Genomic DNA, 18126 nt, shown 5'->3' with positions numbered 1-18126 from the left:
TCCCAACGCTTTTCCACCCAAAAATGCCTGGTACGCCGCATTTCCCTAGGCCCAGCGCCCATCCCCGGCGGGCCCGGGTCAGGGAATCCGCACCGCTCCGGAAGCCCCCGCCGGCGGGCTCACTCTCGTACGGCGCGCACCGCCCGTGCCGCCCGGCGGCGGCGGATCACGGCCGGGAGCCAGGGGGCGGCCCCGATCGCCAGCAGCAGCGCCAGCAACGGCGCCGGCCACCAGGGCGAGACGGTCGCCTCCGGCGGGGACGGCGGCGGCGTCACCCACGGCAGGGCCGTCTTCGACCACGCCAGGAAGGCGTCACCGATGGGCATCAGCCCGAACGCGTAGCGCTTGGTCCACGGCGTGCCGACCGGCAGCCCGACCAGCTCGCCGTAGTCGGCCAGCGCCCCGGCGAGCGCGGCGTCACCCTGGACCTGGGCGGCGCCGAGCGTGACGACGCTCGCCGACAGGCTCACCCCGAGCGGCAGCGGCCCGGAGTCGACGTCGCCCGGCCCGTCCAGACCGACCGGGTATTCGCGGGTCGCCGGCCCCAGCCCGAGCGGCGACACGACGAACCGCTCCCGGAAGCGCACGTACTGCTCCCGGGCGAATCCCGGGTCCACCTCGACCAGGAACCGCTGGATCACACTCTGCGAGCTCCCCCGAGCCCCCTCCACCGGCTCCCCGGCCCCGGGCAGTCCCGCCGAACCCTCCGCCACGGCGGCCCGGTGCGGGAGGAGGCCCGTGCGCGGGTCGAGTCGTTGCCGGACCGCCCGCAGCCACCGCTCCGCCGTCCCGCCGTAGCGGGGCGGCAGCAGGGCGTCGTGCAGCCGCAGCGACGCCACGGCCACCGTGGAGTCGACGGGCCACGCCTGCCCCGGGTAGGCGGCCAGATAAGGCGAGCCGGAGGCGGCACGGGAGGCGGCAAGGGAGGCGTCGAAGGCGGCGCCGAGCGCGGCCGAGTCGTCGGCGAAGCGCCGCACCTCGCCCGCGTCGCGCACGGCGGCGGGCTGCAGCGCCAGCACGCCGCCGCGCAGCCAGTTGGTCCAGCCCCGGTAGAAGACCCCGTAGGACGGGACGAGGTCGGGGCTGAACGGCTCCCGCCCGGCGGGGGAGTCGAGCCGGGCCAGCGCCCACCGCGCCTCCCGCAGCGCGTCCGACCGTTCGCCGGCCGGCTCCCGCATCCCCAGCTCGACCCAGGCCAGGCCGTAGAGCGCGTGCAGGAAGAAGAACCCCTCGGGGAACAGCTGTTGCGCCTCGTCCCCCGCCCCGGCGTCGAGCGCCGACCGCAGGAACGCGAGCTGCCGCCGCACCCCACCAGGCTCCCCGGCCCCCACCGGCGAACCTACCCCCGAACCGGCCGCCGACCCCACCCCCGGGCCCGGCGACGTGCCTGCGGTGGCCGGGACGGTGAGGCGGACCACCCCGACCAGGGCGCACACGCTGACCCCCGCAGCGATCACCCGCAGCACCCGGCGGGAGATCGGCGCCTTCTTGGACATCCGATGATCGTAACCACCTCAAGCCACCCCATGTCAGGTCACTTCCTTGCGAGCCACCCGGATCATCCCGGCCACCCCCGGCAGCACGATCCAGAACGTCGCCGCCACGGCGAGCCGCAGGGCGTCACCACCGGTCAGCTCACCGTCCATGAGAGGCGTGGCGGCGGTGTTGAGGTCGAGCCATTCGGCGAGCGTCGCGCCGACGTCGCCGAGCAGGCGGACAGTGCTCCACACGAGGGTCGAGGTCAGGGTGATGACGATCGCGGCGGGCGCGTTGAGCAGCAGCAGCCCGAGCGCCAGCCCCATGGCGACGCCGAGCACGCAGCTGACGGTCCAGCCGAGCAGGGCGGCCACGTCGATCTCCCAGGAGGCCGCCACGCCCTCGACCCCGGCGATCACGGCGGTGACCGGGACCGCGACCAGCATCGCGAACGCGACGGCGACCACGGCCGTGACCAGCGGCGGGACGCACTTGGCCGCCATCACCCGCCACCGCCGGGGTTCGAGCGCGAACGTCGTCAGCGCGGTGCGGTGGCTCCACTCGCCGGTGACGGTGAGGATGCCGAGCACCGGCAGCAGCGTGCCGTAGCCGATCCCGGCGGTGCCGAGGAGCAGCTGGTAGTCGGGACCGGCGACCAGGCCGCGGGCGGCGATGGCGGCGACGGTCAGGGCGGCCAGGATCGCGGTCATGACCTTGCCGCTGCGGGTGTCGAAGAGCTTGCGCGTCTCGACGGCCAGCAGTCTGGGGAACGGGATCGGCGCGGCGGTGGCGGTCATGCGTGGCTCCGGTCGGCGTGGGAGGTCAGGTCGAGGAAGGTCTCTTCGAGGGTGCGGCCCTGGCTGAGCTGGGCGGGGCTGCCGTGGGCGAGGACGCGGCCCCGGCCGATCAGCACGAGGTCGTCGGCGACCTGCTCCACCTCGTGCAGCAGGTGGGAGCTGAGCAGCACGGCGCAGCCCGCGTCGGCGAGGCCGCGCAGCAGCCCGCGCATCCACTGGATGCCCTGCGGGTCTAGGCCGTTGGCGGGCTCGTCGAGGATGAGCGCGCGGGGGCTGCCGAGCAGCGCGTGGCCGATGCCGAGCCGCTGGCGCATGCCGAGGGAGTAGCCGCCCACGGTGCGGCGGCTCTCCTTGCGCGACAGGCCGACGAGGTCGAGCACCTCCTCGACGCGCCTTCTGGGCAGCCCGAGCGTCATCGCGCCGAGCGTGAGCACCTCCCGCCCGGTGCGGCCGGGATGCTGGGCGCCGGCGTCGAGCAGCATGCCGACCTGGGCGGCCGGGTTGGGCAGCGCGGCGTAGGGCCGCCCGAGCACGGTGGCGGAGCCCGAGGTGGGCCGCGCGAGACCGGCCAGGATGCGCAGCGCGGTCGACTTGCCCGCGCCGTTGGGCCCGAGGAACCCGGTCACGCTGCCCGCCTCGACGGTGAACGACACGTCGTCGAGCGCCTTCACATCCCGGTAGGCCTTGGTGAGATTGCTGAGCTCGATCATGCGCCCAAGTTCATCGAATTCGGGCGCGTACCTCATCAGTCCCGGGTCGAGCGATGCCGACCGGAAAGTAGACCTGGGTACGTCAGGCCGTAGACCCAGGTCGCTGGTAGGTCACGTGGGTGACCATGCTGTTGCCGGAGACCTTGACGGGTTCGAGCGTCATCGGCCCGACCCCGTCGAACAGCCGCTCCCCCGCCCCGATGACCACGGGCGCGATGTGCAGCCGCAGCTCGTCGATCAGCCCGGCGGCCAGGTACTGGTTCACCGTGTGGGCGCCGCCCGCGATGGCGACGTCGGCCGCGCCCGCGACCTTGCGTGCCTGGTCGAGGGCCGATTCGATGCCGTCGGTGACGAAGTGGAAGGTGGTGCCGCCGAGCATCTCCAGCGGCTCGCGCCCGTGGTGGGTGAGGACGAAGACCGGCGCGTGGTAGGGCGGCTCGTCGCCCCACCAGCCCTTCCAGTCGAGGTCCCACTCGCCGCGGCCGGGGCTGAACATGTTGCGTCCCATGATGTACGCGCCGGCCGTGGTGATGGCCTTGACCTCCTCGGCCTCGGGGTCGGCGAACATCCACTCGTGCAGGCTGTCGCCGACGCCGTCGCCGAACGGGTTCTCCAGAGTCTGGTTCGGCCCGGCGGCGTAGCCGTCGAGGGAGATCGCCAGGTCACAGGTCACCTTGCTCATGGTCTTTCCTTCAGCTCGTGAGGCTCGTTCTCATGAGGAGGTCGTAGCCGCTTGCGCGTCCTTGACACGGCCGGGAGCTTTTTTCTGAAGAGAATCCGGCAAGGCGACGAGGGACCTGACGAGCGGGTTGGCGTCGCCGCGCCGCCAGGCGAGGACGAGACGGCTGGGCGGCAGGTCGGTGAGCGGGACGGAGGTGAGCCCGTCGGGCAGCTCGTGGGCCAGCGGCGTGAGCCCGACCGTGCCGTTCCACAGCACGGCCTGCATGCACTCCTGGGCGGTGCGCACCACGGGGCCGTCGCCGCGGACCCAGTAGGCGCGCCACACGGGGTCGGTCCCCTCGGGCAGCCGGAACCAGCGCCGCCCGTCGAGATCGCGCAGGCGCAGGCTGTCGCGCCCGGCGAGCGGGTCGTCGGCGCGCAGGACCACCCCGACGGGGTCGGTCCGGAGCACGCGCACCGCGATGCCGGTCTCGTCGAACGGGGTCCGAGTGAGCGCGACGTCGACCAGCCCGGCCCGCAGCCCGGCGGTCGGGTCGGTGAAGTCGGCCTCGCGGATGTGGATGCGGACCGCCGGGTGCCGCGCCCGGAACCCGGCGACGAGCCGGTCGCCCGCCTGTTCGACGCTGTCGGCCAGCGTGCCGATGGTGAGCGTGGCGGTGGAGACCCTGGCGCGCAGCCGCTCGGCCTGTTCCAGCAGCGCCCGCGCCTCGTCGTACAGGACGGCTCCGGCGTCGGTGAGCGTGACCCCGGTGGGCGTGCGGTGCAGCAGGACGGCGCCGAGATCGGCCTCCAGCCGTTTGACGGCCCGGCTCAGCGGCGGCTGGGTCATGTGCAGCCGCGCGGCGGCGCGCCCGAAGTGTCGTTCTTCGGCCACCGCCACGAAGTAGCGCAGCGAACGCAGGTCCATCACCGGCTACCATACCCGGACGGTATCGGCGCTGCGCGACCGGTGTTGGACGCCGCCGCGCGCCGCGCGCTGCACTGGACCCCATGACCGACTCCATGACCGGCCCCATGACCGAACCCGTCGTGCAGCTCACCGACGTGCGGGAACTCGCCCGCGACCTGGTGGTGATCCCGGACCGGCGCGTCCAGCTCGTGCCCAACGTCGGCCTCGTCGGCGGTACGCACTCCGTGCTGGTGATCGAGACCGGAATGGGCCCGCGCAACGCCGAGACCGTGCTGGGCTTCGCCGCCGAGTACGCCAGGGGCCGCAGGCTCTACCTGACCAGCACCCACTTCCACCCCGAGCACGCCTTCGGCGCCCAGCCGTTCGCGGGCGAGGCCACGTACCTGATCAACCGGGCCCAGGCCGAGGACCTGGCCGCCAAGGGCGCGGGCTACCTGGAGATGTTCCGGGGGCTCGGCGAGCCGGTGGCCCGGCAGCTGGAGGGCGTCGAGCTGCCCGTCCCCGACCTGGTCTACGACAGCTCGTACGAGCTCGACCTGGGCGGGCGGACGGTGCGGCTGGAGGCCACCGGGCGGGCGCACAGCCGCGGCGACCAGGTGGTGACGGTGCCGGACGCCGGGGTGATGTTCACCGGCGACCTGGTCGAGGCGGGGCAGTTCGCGATCTTCCCGTGGTTCCCGCCGCACGACACGGACGTGTCCGGCCTCGGCTGGATCGGCGTGATGGAACGGCTGATCGCCGCGCGCCCGCGGGTGGTGGTGCCCGGTCACGGCGACTGCGGCGGGCCGGAGCTGCTGGCCGACGTGCGCGACTACCTGCGGCTGCTGCGCGACGAGACCTGGGCGCGCCGCGACTCCGCGATGGGCGAGGAGACGATGGTCGCCGAGATCACGGCCCTGATGATCGAACGGCATCCGGATTGGGAGGGCCGCGAGTGGATCGAGAAGGGCGTCGTCTGCATGTGCGCCACCTGACCCCGATGGCATCCTGGGGAGCATGTCCGGCACTTCCGCACGACTGCTGAAGCTCCTGTCCCTGCTGCAGTCCCCGCGCGAATGGCCCGGCAGCGAGCTGGCCGAACGTCTGGGGGTCAGCGGGCGCACCATTCGCCGCGACATCGAACGGCTGCGCGAGCTCGGCTACCCCGTCGAGGCCACCCGGGGCGGCGACGGCGGTTACCGCCTGGTCGCGGGCACCGCGATGCCGCCGCTGCTGCTCGACGACGAGGAGGCGGTGGCCATCACGGTCGGCCTGCGCACCGTGACCCGGCATGCCGTCGACGGCATCGACGAGGCGTCGGTCCGCGCCATGGCCAAGCTGCAACAGGTGCTGCCGTCGCGGCTGCGCCACCGCGTCGGCGCGCTGAACACCGCCACCGCCCCCGCGCCCCAGCTCGCAGGGCCGGGCATCGACCCGGAGCTCCTGACCGTGCTCGCCACGGCCGCCGCGCACGGCGAGCGCCTGCGCTTCCTGTATCGGGCGGAGCGGGAGAGCAGGCGTCACGTGGAGCCGCACCGCCTGGTCACGGTGGGCCGCCGCTGGTACCTGGTGGCGTACGACCTGGACAGGGACGACTGGCGCACGTTCCGCGTCGAGGAGCCCCGGCCGACCGGCGCCCGCGCCACGCCCCGGCAGCTCCCCGCCGACGACGCCGCCGACTTCGTCACCTCCCGGCTGAACGCGCTCGCGCCCACCTACCAGGCGGTCGCCACGCTGCACGCGCCGATCGAGCAGGTCGCGGTGCGGCTCGGCGACGCGACCGAGCTGGAGCCCCTGGACGAGCGCCGCTGCCTGATGCGCAGCCGCGGCGACACGCTGGACTGGCTGGCGTTCCGGCTGCTGGCGATCGGCTGCGAGTTCGACGTGCACGAGCCGCCCGAGCTGGTCGAACACCTGCGCGCCCTGGCCGCCAGAACCCTGCGTGCCGCTCAGGACAGAAACTGACCTATACGGCTCCTACGGTCGAGGGCATGACGAACTTCAAGCCCGAGGGCTACACGACGGTGACGCCGTGGATCATCTCCCCCGACACCGCCGCCCTCATCGACTACCTGACGGAGGCGTTCGGCGCCGAGGAGCTGGGCCGCGTCGTCGACGACAGCGGCGTCATCGGCCACGCCGAGGTGCGGATCGGCGACGCGATCGTGATGCTGTTCGACTCGCCCCCCGGCTGGCCGCCGACGCCCGCGTTCCTGCGCCTGTACGTCGAGGACGCGCGGGCCGTGCTGCGGCAGGCGGTCAAGGCCGGCGGCGTGGTGGTCAGCGAGGTCACCCACCTGGCCTTCGGCGACCTCGTGGGCCGGGTGCGCGACCCGTACGGCAATCTGTGGTGGATCCAGACCCGCATCGAGGACGTGACGGCCGAGGAGCTGGAGCGCCGCTGGAGCGACCCCGGGTTCGCGGCGGCCATGGAGTACATGCAGAACCCGGAGACCGACTTCTTCGGCGGCGAAATCGGGTCGACAAGGGGCCCGCGTACGGACTGAGATGGTCCGGACACGTCCCGACCGCAGGAGCCGTACGTGCCCTTGATCGACGACAAGCTGGCCAGACGCCTGGTCGACACGCAGTTCCCGCAGTGGGCCGGGCTGCCGCTGGAGCTGCTCGACCCGGCAGGCTCCGACCACGTGATCTACCGGCTGGGCGAGAAGCTGTCCGTACGGCTGCCCCGCCACGACGGCGCCATCGGGCAGGCCGCGAAGGAGGCCGCGTGGCTGCCCCGGCTGGCCCCGCACCTGCCGCTCGCGGTCCCGGCGCCGGTCGCGGTCGGCGAGCCCGCCTTCGGCTACCCGTGGCCGTGGGCGGTGTCGCGCTGGCTGGCCGGCGAGGTGGCGACCGTCGAGACGCTGGGCGACTCGGCCGAGGCCGCCGTCGAGCTGGCGGCGTTCCTGACCGCGTTGCAACGGCTCACCCCCGTGCCGCCGCGCGCCGGGCTGCGCACCGAGCCGCTGTCCGGCCGCGACCGCGACACGCGGGCGGCGATCGCCGCGACCGGCGGCGTGTTCGACGCCGCCGCGATGACCGCGCTGTGGGACGCGGCGCTGGCCGCACCCGCCTGGGACCGTCCGCCGGTGTGGGTGCACGGCGACTTCCACACCGGCAACCTGCTGGTCGACGGCGGGCGGCTGAGCGCGGTGATCGACTTCGGCGGGCTCGCCGTGGGCGACCCGGCCTGCGACCTGATGATCGCCTTCACGCTGATGTCGCCCGGCAGCCGGGCCGTCTTCCGCGCGGCGCTCGGCGTGGACGACGCCACCTGGCTGCGCGGACGCGGCTGGGCGCTGGCGACGGGCCTCAACGCCTACACCGCGTACGCCGCCACCAGCCCGCGCGTCGCCGCGCAGACCGCCCGCCAGATCACCGCCGCCCTGGACCCCTCACCGTGAACGCGGCCTCGCGCGGACGTGCATGCGCTCCCCCTGGCGGCCGAACAGGTTGATCACCTCCACCGGCGACTCCCCCGCGGGCCCGAACCAGTGCGGCAGCCGGGTGTCGAACTCGGCCGCCTCCCCCGCCTTCATGACCAGGTCGCGATCGCCCACGACGAGCCGCATGCGCCCGGACAGCACGTACAGCCACTCGTAACCCTCGTGCGTGACCAGCTCGGGCCGGTTCTGGTCGGCCGGGATGATCGACTTCCACGCCTGCAGCGGCCCCGGCTGGGTGGTCAGCGGGATCACCGTACGGCCGTTGTGCACCCGCGGCCTGACGTGGACGCGCGGGTCGCCGACCGCCGGCGCGCCGACCAGCTCGTCCAGCGGCACCTGATGGGCCAGCGCGATCGGCAGCAGGAGCTCCAGGCTGGGGCGGCGCTGGCCCGTCTCCAGCCTGGACAGCGTGCTCCTGGAGATGCCGGTGGCCTCGGCCAGCGCCGACAGGCTGACCTCGCGCCGCTCGCGGATGCGCCGGAGCCGGGGGCCGACCTCGGCCAGCGTCGCGGCGATCGGCGGCCGGTCCGGGGATTGCTCGTCCATAAGTCCATTCCACCGCCCGCGTCCCAGAAATGGCAACGTAAGTTGCTGCCCGATCCGCGTCCCCAGCACCATCGGCGCGGAGGTGATCACCGTGATCAAGACAACCGAGGAACCGGGCGGCGACAGCACACGACAGGCCGACGGTCCCCCACCGGCCCCGCGGGGAAGGCTGCCGTTCGGCGTCTACCTGCTGGCCTTCAGCCTGTTCGCGATGGGCAGCGCGGAGTTCCTGCTGGCCGGGGTGCTGCCCGCGGTCGCGGACGACCTGCGCATCACGCTGCCCGCCGCCGGCGCGCTGATCTCCGCCTTCGCCGCCGGCGTCGTCGTCGGCGGGCCGCCCTTCGCCATCCTGAGCCTGCGCTGGCCGCGACGCACCACGCTGGTGACCACCCAGGCCGTCTTCGCCGCCTCGGTGGCGATCGGGCTGGTGACCGACGACTACCCGGTGCTGCTGGCCAGCCGCTTCGCCAGCGGCCTCGCCTACGCGGGCTACTGGGCCGTCGCCGCCGTCACCGCCGTCGGCCTCGTCACACCCGACCGCACCGCGCGCGCGTCCGGCGTCGTCGTCAGCGGGCTCAGCCTCGCGATGATCGCCGGCGGCCCGGCCGGCGCGCTGGTCAGCCACCTCGCGGGCTGGCGGGGCGGCTTCTGGCTCGTCGTCGCCCTGACCGTCGCCGGAGCGGTCACCGCCCTGGTCGCGATGCCCGCCACCAGCGCGGGCGTGGAGCCGAGCGTACGCCGCGAGCTGCGCACCCTGCGCCGCCCACAGCTGTGGACGGTCCTCGCCGCCACCATCCTCAGCACCGCCGCGTACATGATCTCGTTCAACTACCTGGCGGCGCTGCTGACCGGCGTCACCGGCCTGCCGGGCGTCTGGGTGCCCGCGGTCCTCGCGCTGTTCGGCATCGGCGCGTTCGCCGGGCTGTCCGCCGGCGGCAGGATCGCCGACCGGCGCCCCTTCCACGCGCTGCTGACCGGGGCGATCGGCATCCTCGTCGTGTCCGTCCTGCTCGCCCTTCTCGCCCGGTACGCGCTCGCCGTCGTCCCCCTCGTCCTGCTGCTCGGGATCGCCGGGTTCATCCTGAACCCGGCCATCTACGCCCGCGTCTTCGCCATCGCCTCGGCCGCGCCGACGCTCGCCGGAGCGACCACGGTGTCCGCGTTCCAGCTCGGCATCAGCCTCGTCCCGGTGCTCGCCGGCGCCGCGCTCAACACCGGCGCCGACCTCACCGCCGTCGCCTGGATCGGCGCCGCCCTGGCCGCCGCCCTCATCCCGCTCATCCTCCTCGACCGCACAACCTCCCGCAGGGCCACGCAGGTCTAGCCTGACGGACGCCTTGCCCAACCACCGCGGTAGTCATACGGTCACGCTGGGCGTCCGTCCAGGCGAGGGAGATCGACATGATCGAGGCCGGGCTCCGTGGGCTCCGTGGGCTCCTGGCCGAGCGGCTCGAGGCGGCCGGTGACCTGCCGCCCGAGTGGCGGAAGGCGTACGATGCCGCGCCCCGGCACGTGTTCGCCCCGGCGCGCGGCTGGGCCGTCCCCGACGGCGGCGGCGCCGGCCACGCGATCGACCGCGACACCGACCCCGACGCCTGGTGGGAGAGCGTCTACTCCGACGCCTCCCTGATCACCCAGACCGACGACGGCGCGGGCGATCCGGCTGGGGGACGAGCACGTCACCACCGTGGAGGTGGACCCGGCGGTCGCCGACCAGGCCGCCAAGAACCTCGCCGTCTGCGGCCGGAGCCCCCTCCTGGTGGTCGGCGACGGCGCGCTCGGCCACGCCGCCGGAGCTCCGTACGATCGCGTGCACGCGACCTGCGGCGTCCAGCGCGTCCCGTGGGCGTGGGTCGAGCAGACCCGCCCCGGCGGCGTCATCGTGACGCCGTGGTCACCCGGCTGGGCGTACGGCCACCTGCTGCGGCTCACCGTGGGCCGCGACCGCGCGGTCGGACGGCTCGTGGGATCGGCCGGCTACATGATGATGCGCGCCCAGCGCCACCCGGTCCCCGGCCGCCTCGGCACCCGCCCCGAACACCGCACCACGCCGATCGACCCCCGCGACGTCGCCTGGGACGACTACGGAGCCGACGTGGCCATAGCCGCCCTGGTGCCCGGCGTGGTGAGCGCGACGACCAGTGAAGGTGACGACACGATGGAGGTACGGGTATGGGACGGCGACGGATCATGGGCGACGACCGGATACCGACAGGGCCGCCGCGGGTTCGCCGTGGCGAGCCATGGGACTAGACGGCTGTGGGACGAGGTCACCGACGCGTACCTGACCTGGGTGGAATGGGGCAGGCCGGCCCGCGACCGCTACGGCGTCACGGTCACCGCCGAAGGGCAGCAGATCTGGCTCGACACCCCGGACCGCGTCATCGGCCCCTTGTCCCCGACGTGACCTGAGACCGCCTGCCCGCCACCGAAGCCGGGTGGCGGGCAGGCGCCTTCCTAGCGCCTCAGCCAGTGGTCCCGGCCCGGGTGAAGGCGAGGGGGACGCCGCAGGCGTCGTCGGCCGGGACGTAGAAGCCGTCCGGCGTGGAGCGGGTGGCGATCTGGTTGCCCTCGACGAGCTTGCGGGCGTGCCCCAGGTCGCGTACGGCCACGGTGTGGGCCGCCAGCAGGGGCAGGCCAGGCAGGGCGTGCCCGGGGAGGACCTCGTCCAGGGACGAGTGCGGGATGATCTCGACGCGCCCCTCCCGCAGGGGCAGCACCCGCCGGGCGCCGTCGATCCATACGTCGGCGTCCAGGATGCGGGCGTGGCGTTCCTCGTGCTCGTCCAGCTCGTCGTCGGGCACCACGAGCAGCACGCTGTGCAGGCCCACGGCGCCGTTCGGGTGGTCGAGGTAGCGGGGCTGGTGGACGTGCTCGGGAGTGAGCTGCTGGGTTGCCTGGAGGGCGCCGCCGGGGGTGTGCGCGGGGTCGACGCGAATGCTGTCGGCGCGCACGGTGCGGAGGCCGTCGAGGGTGTCGACCTGGCGTTCGAGGGCGCGGATGCCGGTGGAGGCGAGTCCGGCGGCGTGGAGCCGGGCGGCGGTGGTGCGGATGTCGCGGGAGCCGAGCGTCATCAGGAGGCCGTGGTAGGTGCGGCGCAGGTGGTGTACGCCCCACGGGTCGGGGGCGGCGGGGTCGACGATGCCGAGCAGTTCGATGAACGAGCGGCCGAAGTAGGCGCACCGGTTGGCGGTGCAGGTGGGCATCAGCGGGCCGCCGGGGCGTTCGGCCAGGTGGTGGGGCGAGGCGGGGCTGAGGGTGAAGCCGAGCGCCGCGAAGCGGGCCGAAGCGGCGGAGAGGTCGGTCGTGATGAGGACGGTGTGGTCGATGTAGTCGATGTCGGGGGCTTCGCGGTGGTTCATGGTGATGTCCTTCGGTGGCGAGGATCACATGGCCGAGGCGATGGCGGCGGCGACGAAGAGCACCTGCAGGGCCGTACGGGCGGGCAGTGGGGTGACGGGCTTCCCGCCGAGGGTGAGGCCGCGGCGGGCGGCCGAGACGTTGGCCGGGAACATGGCGATCATGAGCAGGGCCAGGCAGACACCCGCGTAGGGGGCGAGGCGCGGGATCAGGAGCCCGGCGGCGCCGGCCAGCTCCAGGACGCCGGTGAGGGTGACCAGCAGGGCGGGGCGCGGGAACACCGGCGGCACCATCGCGGCGAAGTCGCGCCGCCACGAGGGCAGGAAGTGCGGCACCCCGGTGAAGGCAAGCATCAGGGCGAGCGCGCCGCGCAGGGCGGGCTGCCAGGCGTCCAGGGCGTCGACGCCGGCCACGCCGAGCAGTCGCAGGACGACGAAGCCGCCCGTGAGGGCGATGAACGGAACCATCCCGTCCTCCAATCTTGTCATCGGCAAGATTGGAGGACGGGTCGCTATCTTGTCAATGTCAAGATAGGGTGAGTGCGTCACAGCGGAGGTGAGGGAGATCAGCCAGCCGTCCTACCACCACGGCAACCTGCGGCGCGTCATCATCGACGCCGCGCTCCAGGCCATCGGCGAGTCCGGCCCGGCCGGGTGGAGCCTGCGCGAGCTGGCACGCCGCGCGGGCGTCTCACACGCCGCCCCCGCCCACCACTTCGGCGACAAGCAGGGGCTGCTGACGGCCGTGGCGGTCGAGGGCTTCACGCTGTTCTCCGACGCGCTGGAGGAGGCGGCGGCCGACGTGTGGGAGGTGGGTGTCGCTTATGTCCGGTTCGCCATCGACCATCGGCCCTATTTCGAGGTGATGTTCCGGCCCGAGCTCTACCGCGCCGACGACCCGGACGTGCGGAGCGCGCAGGAGCGGGCGGCCGGGGTGCTCGTCGACAGCGCGCGGACGCTGTCGCCCGGCGCGGAGCACGACCGGATGACCACGATCGCCGCCTGGTCGCTGGCCCACGGCTTCGCGAGCCTGTGGCTGAGCGGCGCCCTGCCGGAGAGCTCCGGCGGCGACCCGGAGGCGCTCGCCCGTTCGATGATCCGGCTCGTCTTCGGCGCCCTTCGCTGAAGAATCCCGGGCGGCAGGCGGGAGCCGACCCGGTGCCGAAAGTGCGGTGAAATCAAAAGTAAAGCGGCCCGATCTATCGTTTCTCACGACCACGAATCCGATGAGGAGGGTCCGAGAATGCGAGCACGGAAACACCTGCCGGCGGGCATCGCCGCCGCCGCGCTCCTGGCCGCGATCGGGATGGCTGCACCCGCCGCCGCCACCAGCGGTTCCATCTGCCTCTACTCCGGCATCCAGTCCGTCTGCGTCACCCCGTCGCCCGGCTACATCCCGCTGGCGCGCGAGATCACGTCCGCGCGTAACAGCAGCCCGTACGCGGCGCGTCTGGTCCCCGCCGAGGGCGTGAACATCGGCTGTCTGCAGCCGGGCGAGACGGAAACCTACTCGCAGCCGCGCAAGATCTCCGGTATTCGTGTCTACGCCGGCGGCACCTGTCCTCTGTAGGCGGTCGTCCTCACCGGTGGAGCCGTGCCCCGGAGACGACATGCTCGCGACATACCGGGCTTCGGTAGGAATGCCGTCGCCGAAGTCCTGTGCTCGAAAGGCTGACATATGCGCGACGCGCTTCCTCCCCTTCTGGTCACTCCCCCGTGGGAGCGGAAGCCCCCGGTGATCCCGGGGCTTCTGCCTCCCGCGGGACGGGTGGTCGACTGGTTACCGGGGGAACGCGAGGAACTCAGGCAAGGACTTCCCGGTCGTTCCCATCTGACGGCCGAGCTCAAGGAGGTCCTCCAGCGGGAGGGGTGGGAGGGTGTCGTACGGGAGTTCGTGAACGGGCGGATCGTCCGCGAATCGGCGCAGTTCTCGCTGTTCGAGCTGGCTCCGGAGGAGCTGGTCCGGCCGCTGCTGGGGAGCTGGAAGCTGAAGCTCAGGCGTTCGTCCGACTTCTCGATCCTGCGGACCGTCACCGTGCGGTTCGAGGCCGACGCCCTTCCCGTGGTGTTCCCCAACGCGAAGACGCACCGGTCCGGCTGGGCGCTGATGCCGTTCCGCGACGTCGAGGTGGCCCGGTTGATGGCCGCCTGGCTCGGCAGGGCCGCGACGCGCCACCACGCCCGGGAGTGGTTCGCCCGGCACGGGACGGCGGCGGTGCCGTACCTGGTGCCGGACGCGCTCGGCACCAGGCGGGCCGCACGCGACAAGGCGGGGGCGGCGCTGTTCCACATCGTCTCCGGGCACGGCAGGGCGGCCGTGGTGGCGGCCGCCAGGACCTACGGCGACGAGGTCGCGGACGCTGTCACGCTGATCCTGGACGGGGGCGCGCCGACCAGCAGGCCGCGCGCCCTCTCCTGGCTCGACGTGGACACGCTGCCCGAGGTCCGGCTGCGCGACGGCCGGCCGCTGCCCGCCGACGCGGTGCGCAACCTGGTCGGCGCGCTCACGCTGTCGCCCGGCGTCCAGTGGAACGCCCCGGCCGAGATCTATCCCGGCCTGCAGGACGTGCTCGACCTGTGCGAACGCACGTCGCTGGCGGCGTTCGGCTGGGCCGTGTACGAGGCGTGGGAGGCCGCCGGGGCGCCGTCCGGCAACCGCTGGGTGGTCGATCAGCTCATCTGGCTGGCCGACGACGAGGTCACCGGCCGGCTCGGCTGCCTGGCGCTGAACGGCCCGGCGAACATCTCCAAGGACGTCACCGGCGTGCTCGGCGACATCGGCACGGCCACGGCGCTGGCCCAGCTCGAGTACGTGGCGCGGCGGGCCAAGCCGGGGTTGCGCGGGACGGCCAAGGAGCGGATCGCCTGGGCCACCAAGCGGCCCGGAACCCGGGCGCCCAGGCCGCGCGTTCACCGGACATGACGAGACCTCAGCTCGCCTGTCCCCTCTGCCAGGGCACCGAGTTCCAGCAGGAGCAGGGCCGCCTCGACAGCCGGTGGGGGATGACCTCCCACCGGATGACGCTGATGATCTGCACGCGCTGCCGCTACATCCTCCACTTCTACGACAAGCACTCCATTTTCGACTTCGACTGAGCCGAGGCGGCGGCCTCAGGCGCCGATGAGGGGCAGCAGCAGGTCGTCGACGATCGCTTCGATCTGCTTGTCGGTGCTCCTGGGCTGACCGCTGAGGCAGTGGTAGAAGATCATCGCGGGCCCCGCCGTGGCGATCGCCGTCTCGTTGCGGCCCGGGGCGGCGCCGCCGTGCATGCCGATCAGCTCGGCGATGCGCCTCTCGCACGGCTCCGTGGCCGATTCGCGGAAGAGGGCGCGTAGCTGCGTGGTCTGCGCCACGCCCGCGGCGGCGACCGCCTGGAAGGCCGCGCCGTTGGAGTCGTACAGCACCCGGTTCAGGTAGGAGAGCAGCATCACCAGGCCGTCGCGCAGCGGCGTGGCCGGGGTGACCTCGGGCGGGCCGGGGATCAGCTCGCGCAGCGCGTCGCGGATGAGCTCGTCCTTGTTGCGCCAGCGCCGGTAGAGGGCCGCCTTGCCGGTGCCCGCCGCCGCCGCGATCCGGTTGGTGCTCAGCTTGGCGTAGCCGACGGTCCCGAGCTGCTCGATGACCGCATCGAAGATCACTCGCCGGAGCTCCTCGCCGCGCCGCCGTGACGCGGGCGGCTCGCGGGACTCGGGCGGCTCGACGGGATCGGCAGGCTCCGCGGGCTCGGGTCGGGCGGACCGTTCGGCCGTGGTGGCCATCAGCACCTCCTCCTTGCGATCCCACCCTACCCTCGCTCTATAGTGAACCACCTGGTTCCCTATTGAGGAGTGAACGTGTCACGCCTGCGCGAAAGAACCGCCGTCCAGAGCGCCGGCGCGGTGACGCTGGCCGTCATCGTGTCCTGCGAACTGGTGCTGATGCTCGACGCGACGATCGTCAACGTCGCGCTGCCCGAGATCCGGGGCGGGCTCGGGTTCACCCCGGCCGGGCTGTCGTGGGTCAGCAACGCCTTCCTGCTCGTCTACGCCGGTCTGCTGCTGCTCGGTGGCCGTGCGGGCGACATCCTCGGACACCGCCGGATGTTCCTCGCGGGCATGACGGTGTTCACCGTCGCCTCCCTGGCCGGCGGGCTGGCGACCGCTCCCGGATGGCTCGTCGCCGCCCGCGCCCTGCAAGGACTCGGCGCCGCGCTGGCCGCACCGAGCACGCTCGCGCTGCTGACCACGAACTTCCAGGGTGAGGGCCGGGCGAAGGCGCTCGGCGTCTACTCGTCGGTCACCGCGTCGGCCATGACGCTCGGGCTGGTCCTGGGCGGGATCATCACCACCGCGCTGTCCTGGCGCTGGGTGCTGTTCGTCAACGTGCCGATCGGGCTGATCGTGATCGCGCTGGCGCCGCGCGTCCTCGCCGAGGCGTCGCGCCGGCCCGGGCGCTTCGACGTGGCCGGTGCGCTGACCTCGGTCGCCGGGCTCGGCGCGGTGGCCTTCGCGCTGGCCCGCGCCGCCGAGCACGGCTGGCGGGACGCCGCCGCGCTCGTCGCGCTGGCGTGCGGCGCCGGGCTGCTGACCGCCTTCGTCCGGGTCGAGGCGCGGGCGCGGCAGCCGATCCTGCCGCTGCGGCTGTTCGCCGACCGCGCCCGCGCCGGCGCCTTCGCCGGGCTCCTGCTGCTCCCCATGGTGACGATGAGCACGCAGTTCCTCATCGTGCAGTTCCTTCAGGAGGTCCTCGGCCACAACGCGCTGCAGGCGGGCCTGGCGTTCCTGCCCATGGCGCTCGGCATGCTGCTGACCGCGCAGAGCGCGCCCAGGGTGATCACCCGGCTCACCGCCAGGGCCGTCGCGATCACCGGCGTGGCCCTGATCGGAGCGGGCGTCGCCTGGCTGGTCCCGATCTCCGCGACGACCGGGTACGTCCCCGGCATCGCCGGCCCCCTGCTGCTGGTGGGGGCCGGGCTCGGGCTCGTCGTCGTGCCGTTCAACCTGGCGATCATGTCCACCGTCGCCCCCGCCGACACGGGCGCGGCCGCCGGGGTGCTCCAGACCGCGATGCTCACCGGCGCGTCACTCGGCATCGCGATCCTGTCCAGCGTGTACGCCTCGGTCGCCGGGAACACGGGAAGCCGGGGAAGCGCGGGCAGCGCTGTCGCCGTCGCCGACGGCATGGGAGCCGCCTTCACGGTCGGCCTGGGCATCACCGCCCTGGCGCTCGTGCTGGTGATCCTGACCCTGCCCGCTCAGCGGTAGCCGGTGGCGTCGGCGGGGCGGCCCGGGTCCTGCACCTCGACGAGGTAGCGCCAGCAGTCCGGCTGGGAGCCGTCCACGTCGGTGAACCCGTACTCGCGGGCGAGCTGCCCGCTGGACAGCGACTGGCCGCTCCAGCGCATCACGTCCGGGTCCGTCGCCAGCGCGGCGACGGCCCGGCCCACGTAGCGGGGCGTCTCGGAGATCACGAAGTGCGGTTCGCGGGCCGTGGCGTCGCGCCAGTTGTCCTCCGTCACCTCGAACAGGTCCAGCATCAGCTCCGACCTGAGCCAGCCCGGCGTCAGCGTCACCGCCACGCAGCCGTGCTGCCGCAGCTCGTGCGCCTGCGCGAAGCCGAGCCTGATCACCGCGCTCTTGGCGTGGTCGTAGAAGAAGGACACCCGGTAGTTGTCGTCGTTGTACGCCTTCGTCCCGTCGGTCATCTCGACCACGAGGCCGCCCGGCCGCCTGATCAGCAGCGGAAGCGCGTAGTGGCTGGTGATGATGTGCGTGTCGATGGCCAGGCGGAGCAGCCGCAGCCCCTTGTCCAGGTCGTGCTCCCACAGCGGCGAGTCCCATTCGGCCAGCAGTTCGCCGCCCCAGATGTCGTTGACCAGGACGTCCAGCCGCCCCTGCTCGCGTTCGATCCGCTCGACGAGGGCGCGCACCTCGTCGCGTTCGAGATGGTCCACCCGGACGGGGATGCCCTCCCCGCCCGCCTCGGTCACCAGGGCGGCGGTCTCCTCGATGGTCTCCGGCCTGCCGTACTCCGAGCGGCTCTCGCCGGAGGTCCTGCCGGTCACGTACACCGTCGCCCCCGCCGCCCCGAGTTCCGTCGCGATGCCCCGGCCGGCGCCCCGCGTCCCCCCGGCGACCAGCGCGACCTTGCCCTTCAACGTGTTGTGCATGAGCCGAACGTAACCGCGATACCCGACAGCGTCTGTCATCTTTTCCCGGACTTCGGCGACGGCCCGGCGC

Annotated in this window: 21 protein-coding genes; 11 read left to right on the top strand and 10 right to left on the bottom strand. The window is 73.2% G+C overall.

Annotation, left to right across the window (positions count from 1 at the left end):
• Positions 1 to 119 precede the first annotated feature (119 nt).
• From AB0J53_RS36480 to AB0J53_RS36460, 5 genes are all read right to left on the bottom strand, one after another.
• Complete coding sequence (locus tag AB0J53_RS36480) at positions 120 to 1496, bottom strand: hypothetical protein (protein WP_364180705.1); 1377 nt, start codon at positions 1494 to 1496, stop codon at positions 120 to 122.
• 33 nt (positions 1497 to 1529) lie between these two features.
• On the bottom strand, positions 1530 to 2273 hold the full coding sequence (locus tag AB0J53_RS36475; RefSeq protein WP_219500029.1) for an ABC transporter permease: 744 nt from the start codon (positions 2271 to 2273) through the stop codon (positions 1530 to 1532).
• Entirely contained in the window at positions 2270 to 2983 is a 714-nt protein-coding gene (locus AB0J53_RS36470) for an ATP-binding cassette domain-containing protein (RefSeq protein ID WP_364180703.1), read from the bottom strand. Before AB0J53_RS36470 ends, AB0J53_RS36475 begins: the two co-directional genes overlap by 4 nt.
• 82 nt (positions 2984 to 3065) lie before the next feature.
• Positions 3066 to 3665, bottom strand: a complete 600-nt coding sequence (locus tag AB0J53_RS36465) for a dihydrofolate reductase family protein (protein ID WP_364180701.1) — start codon at positions 3663 to 3665, stop codon at positions 3066 to 3068.
• 30 nt (positions 3666 to 3695) lie between these two features.
• The gene (locus tag AB0J53_RS36460) at positions 3696 to 4571 is read right to left on the bottom strand and encodes a LysR substrate-binding domain-containing protein (protein WP_364180699.1); all 876 of its coding nucleotides are present in this window, start codon (positions 4569 to 4571) and stop codon (positions 3696 to 3698) included.
• Between the two features lie 83 nt (positions 4572 to 4654).
• On the opposite strand from AB0J53_RS36460, the gene AB0J53_RS36455 reads away from it, so the two are divergent.
• From AB0J53_RS36455 to AB0J53_RS36440, 4 genes are read left to right on the top strand one after another with little or no spacing between them, the layout of a single operon-like run.
• Positions 4655 to 5548: an MBL fold metallo-hydrolase gene (locus AB0J53_RS36455; protein ID WP_364180696.1), complete on the top strand. Its 894-nt coding sequence runs from the start codon at positions 4655 to 4657 to the stop codon at positions 5546 to 5548.
• A gap of 22 nt (positions 5549 to 5570) precedes the next feature.
• A complete protein-coding gene (locus tag AB0J53_RS36450; protein WP_364180694.1) occupies positions 5571 to 6518 on the top strand; it encodes a YafY family protein in 948 nt (315 codons plus the stop codon).
• Positions 6519 to 6544: 26 nt separating this feature from the next.
• Positions 6545 to 7060 (top strand): VOC family protein, encoded by a 516-nt coding sequence (locus AB0J53_RS36445; protein ID WP_364180692.1) that lies wholly within the window; start codon positions 6545 to 6547, stop codon positions 7058 to 7060.
• 36 nt (positions 7061 to 7096) lie between these two features.
• The gene (locus tag AB0J53_RS36440) at positions 7097 to 7960 is read left to right on the top strand and encodes an aminoglycoside phosphotransferase family protein (RefSeq protein ID WP_364180690.1); all 864 of its coding nucleotides are present in this window, start codon (positions 7097 to 7099) and stop codon (positions 7958 to 7960) included.
• Here the strand turns inward: AB0J53_RS36440 and AB0J53_RS36435 are convergent.
• Entirely contained in the window at positions 7952 to 8548 is a 597-nt protein-coding gene (locus tag AB0J53_RS36435; RefSeq protein WP_219500014.1) for an XRE family transcriptional regulator, read from the bottom strand. The two genes, AB0J53_RS36440 and AB0J53_RS36435, sit on opposite strands and share 9 nt — an antisense overlap.
• A gap of 91 nt (positions 8549 to 8639) precedes the next feature.
• Between AB0J53_RS36435 and AB0J53_RS36430 the strand changes: the two genes are divergently transcribed.
• Positions 8640 to 9872 carry an MFS transporter gene (locus AB0J53_RS36430; protein ID WP_364180687.1) on the top strand — a complete coding sequence of 411 codons (1233 nt, stop codon included), beginning with the start codon at positions 8640 to 8642 and terminating at the stop codon, positions 9870 to 9872.
• Between the two features lie 363 nt (positions 9873 to 10235).
• The gene (locus tag AB0J53_RS36425; RefSeq protein WP_364180685.1) at positions 10236 to 10955 is read left to right on the top strand and encodes a hypothetical protein; all 720 of its coding nucleotides are present in this window, start codon (positions 10236 to 10238) and stop codon (positions 10953 to 10955) included.
• Between the two features lie 58 nt (positions 10956 to 11013).
• On the opposite strand, the gene AB0J53_RS36420 is transcribed toward AB0J53_RS36425, so the two are convergent.
• The gene (locus AB0J53_RS36420) at positions 11014 to 11910 is read right to left on the bottom strand and encodes a VOC family protein (RefSeq protein ID WP_364180683.1); all 897 of its coding nucleotides are present in this window, start codon (positions 11908 to 11910) and stop codon (positions 11014 to 11016) included.
• Between the two features lie 24 nt (positions 11911 to 11934).
• Positions 11935 to 12396 carry a hypothetical protein gene (locus AB0J53_RS36415; protein WP_364180681.1) on the bottom strand — a complete coding sequence of 154 codons (462 nt, stop codon included), beginning with the start codon at positions 12394 to 12396 and terminating at the stop codon, positions 11935 to 11937.
• Positions 12397 to 12463: 67 nt separating this feature from the next.
• Here AB0J53_RS36415 and AB0J53_RS36410 point away from each other — a divergent pair, with 67 nt between their 5' ends.
• From AB0J53_RS36410 to AB0J53_RS36395, 4 genes are all read left to right on the top strand, one after another.
• Positions 12464 to 13033, top strand: a complete 570-nt coding sequence (locus AB0J53_RS36410; protein ID WP_364180679.1) for a TetR/AcrR family transcriptional regulator — start codon at positions 12464 to 12466, stop codon at positions 13031 to 13033.
• A gap of 117 nt (positions 13034 to 13150) precedes the next feature.
• Complete coding sequence (locus AB0J53_RS36405; RefSeq protein WP_357585977.1) at positions 13151 to 13477, top strand: hypothetical protein; 327 nt, start codon at positions 13151 to 13153, stop codon at positions 13475 to 13477.
• A 165-nt stretch (positions 13478 to 13642) separates the two neighbouring features.
• Positions 13643 to 14830, top strand: coding sequence for a hypothetical protein (locus AB0J53_RS36400; RefSeq protein WP_364180677.1), 1188 nt, complete (start codon positions 13643 to 13645; stop codon positions 14828 to 14830).
• The gene (locus tag AB0J53_RS36395) at positions 14827 to 15003 is read left to right on the top strand and encodes a hypothetical protein (RefSeq protein ID WP_364180675.1); all 177 of its coding nucleotides are present in this window, start codon (positions 14827 to 14829) and stop codon (positions 15001 to 15003) included. Before AB0J53_RS36400 ends, AB0J53_RS36395 begins: the two co-directional genes overlap by 4 nt.
• A gap of 15 nt (positions 15004 to 15018) precedes the next feature.
• Here AB0J53_RS36395 and AB0J53_RS36390 read toward each other — a convergent pair whose 3' ends face one another.
• Complete coding sequence (locus AB0J53_RS36390) at positions 15019 to 15666, bottom strand: TetR family transcriptional regulator (protein WP_364180673.1); 648 nt, start codon at positions 15664 to 15666, stop codon at positions 15019 to 15021.
• Between the two features lie 75 nt (positions 15667 to 15741).
• On the opposite strand from AB0J53_RS36390, the gene AB0J53_RS36385 reads away from it, so the two are divergent.
• Positions 15742 to 17151, top strand: coding sequence for an MFS transporter (locus AB0J53_RS36385; RefSeq protein WP_364180671.1), 1410 nt, complete (start codon positions 15742 to 15744; stop codon positions 17149 to 17151).
• Here AB0J53_RS36385 and AB0J53_RS36380 read toward each other — a convergent pair.
• A complete protein-coding gene (locus tag AB0J53_RS36380) occupies positions 17142 to 18056 on the bottom strand; it encodes an SDR family oxidoreductase (protein WP_364180669.1) in 915 nt (304 codons plus the stop codon). The genes AB0J53_RS36385 and AB0J53_RS36380 overlap by 10 nt on opposite strands.
• Positions 18057 to 18126: the final 70 nt, after the last annotated feature.

The organism is Nonomuraea sp. NPDC049725 (assembly GCF_040674795.1).
Classification (GTDB): Bacteria; Actinomycetota; Actinomycetes; order Streptosporangiales; family Streptosporangiaceae; genus Nonomuraea; species Nonomuraea ceibae.
The sequence above is the reverse complement of the archived record's forward strand: the minus strand, read 5'-3'. Positions and strand labels throughout refer to the sequence as shown.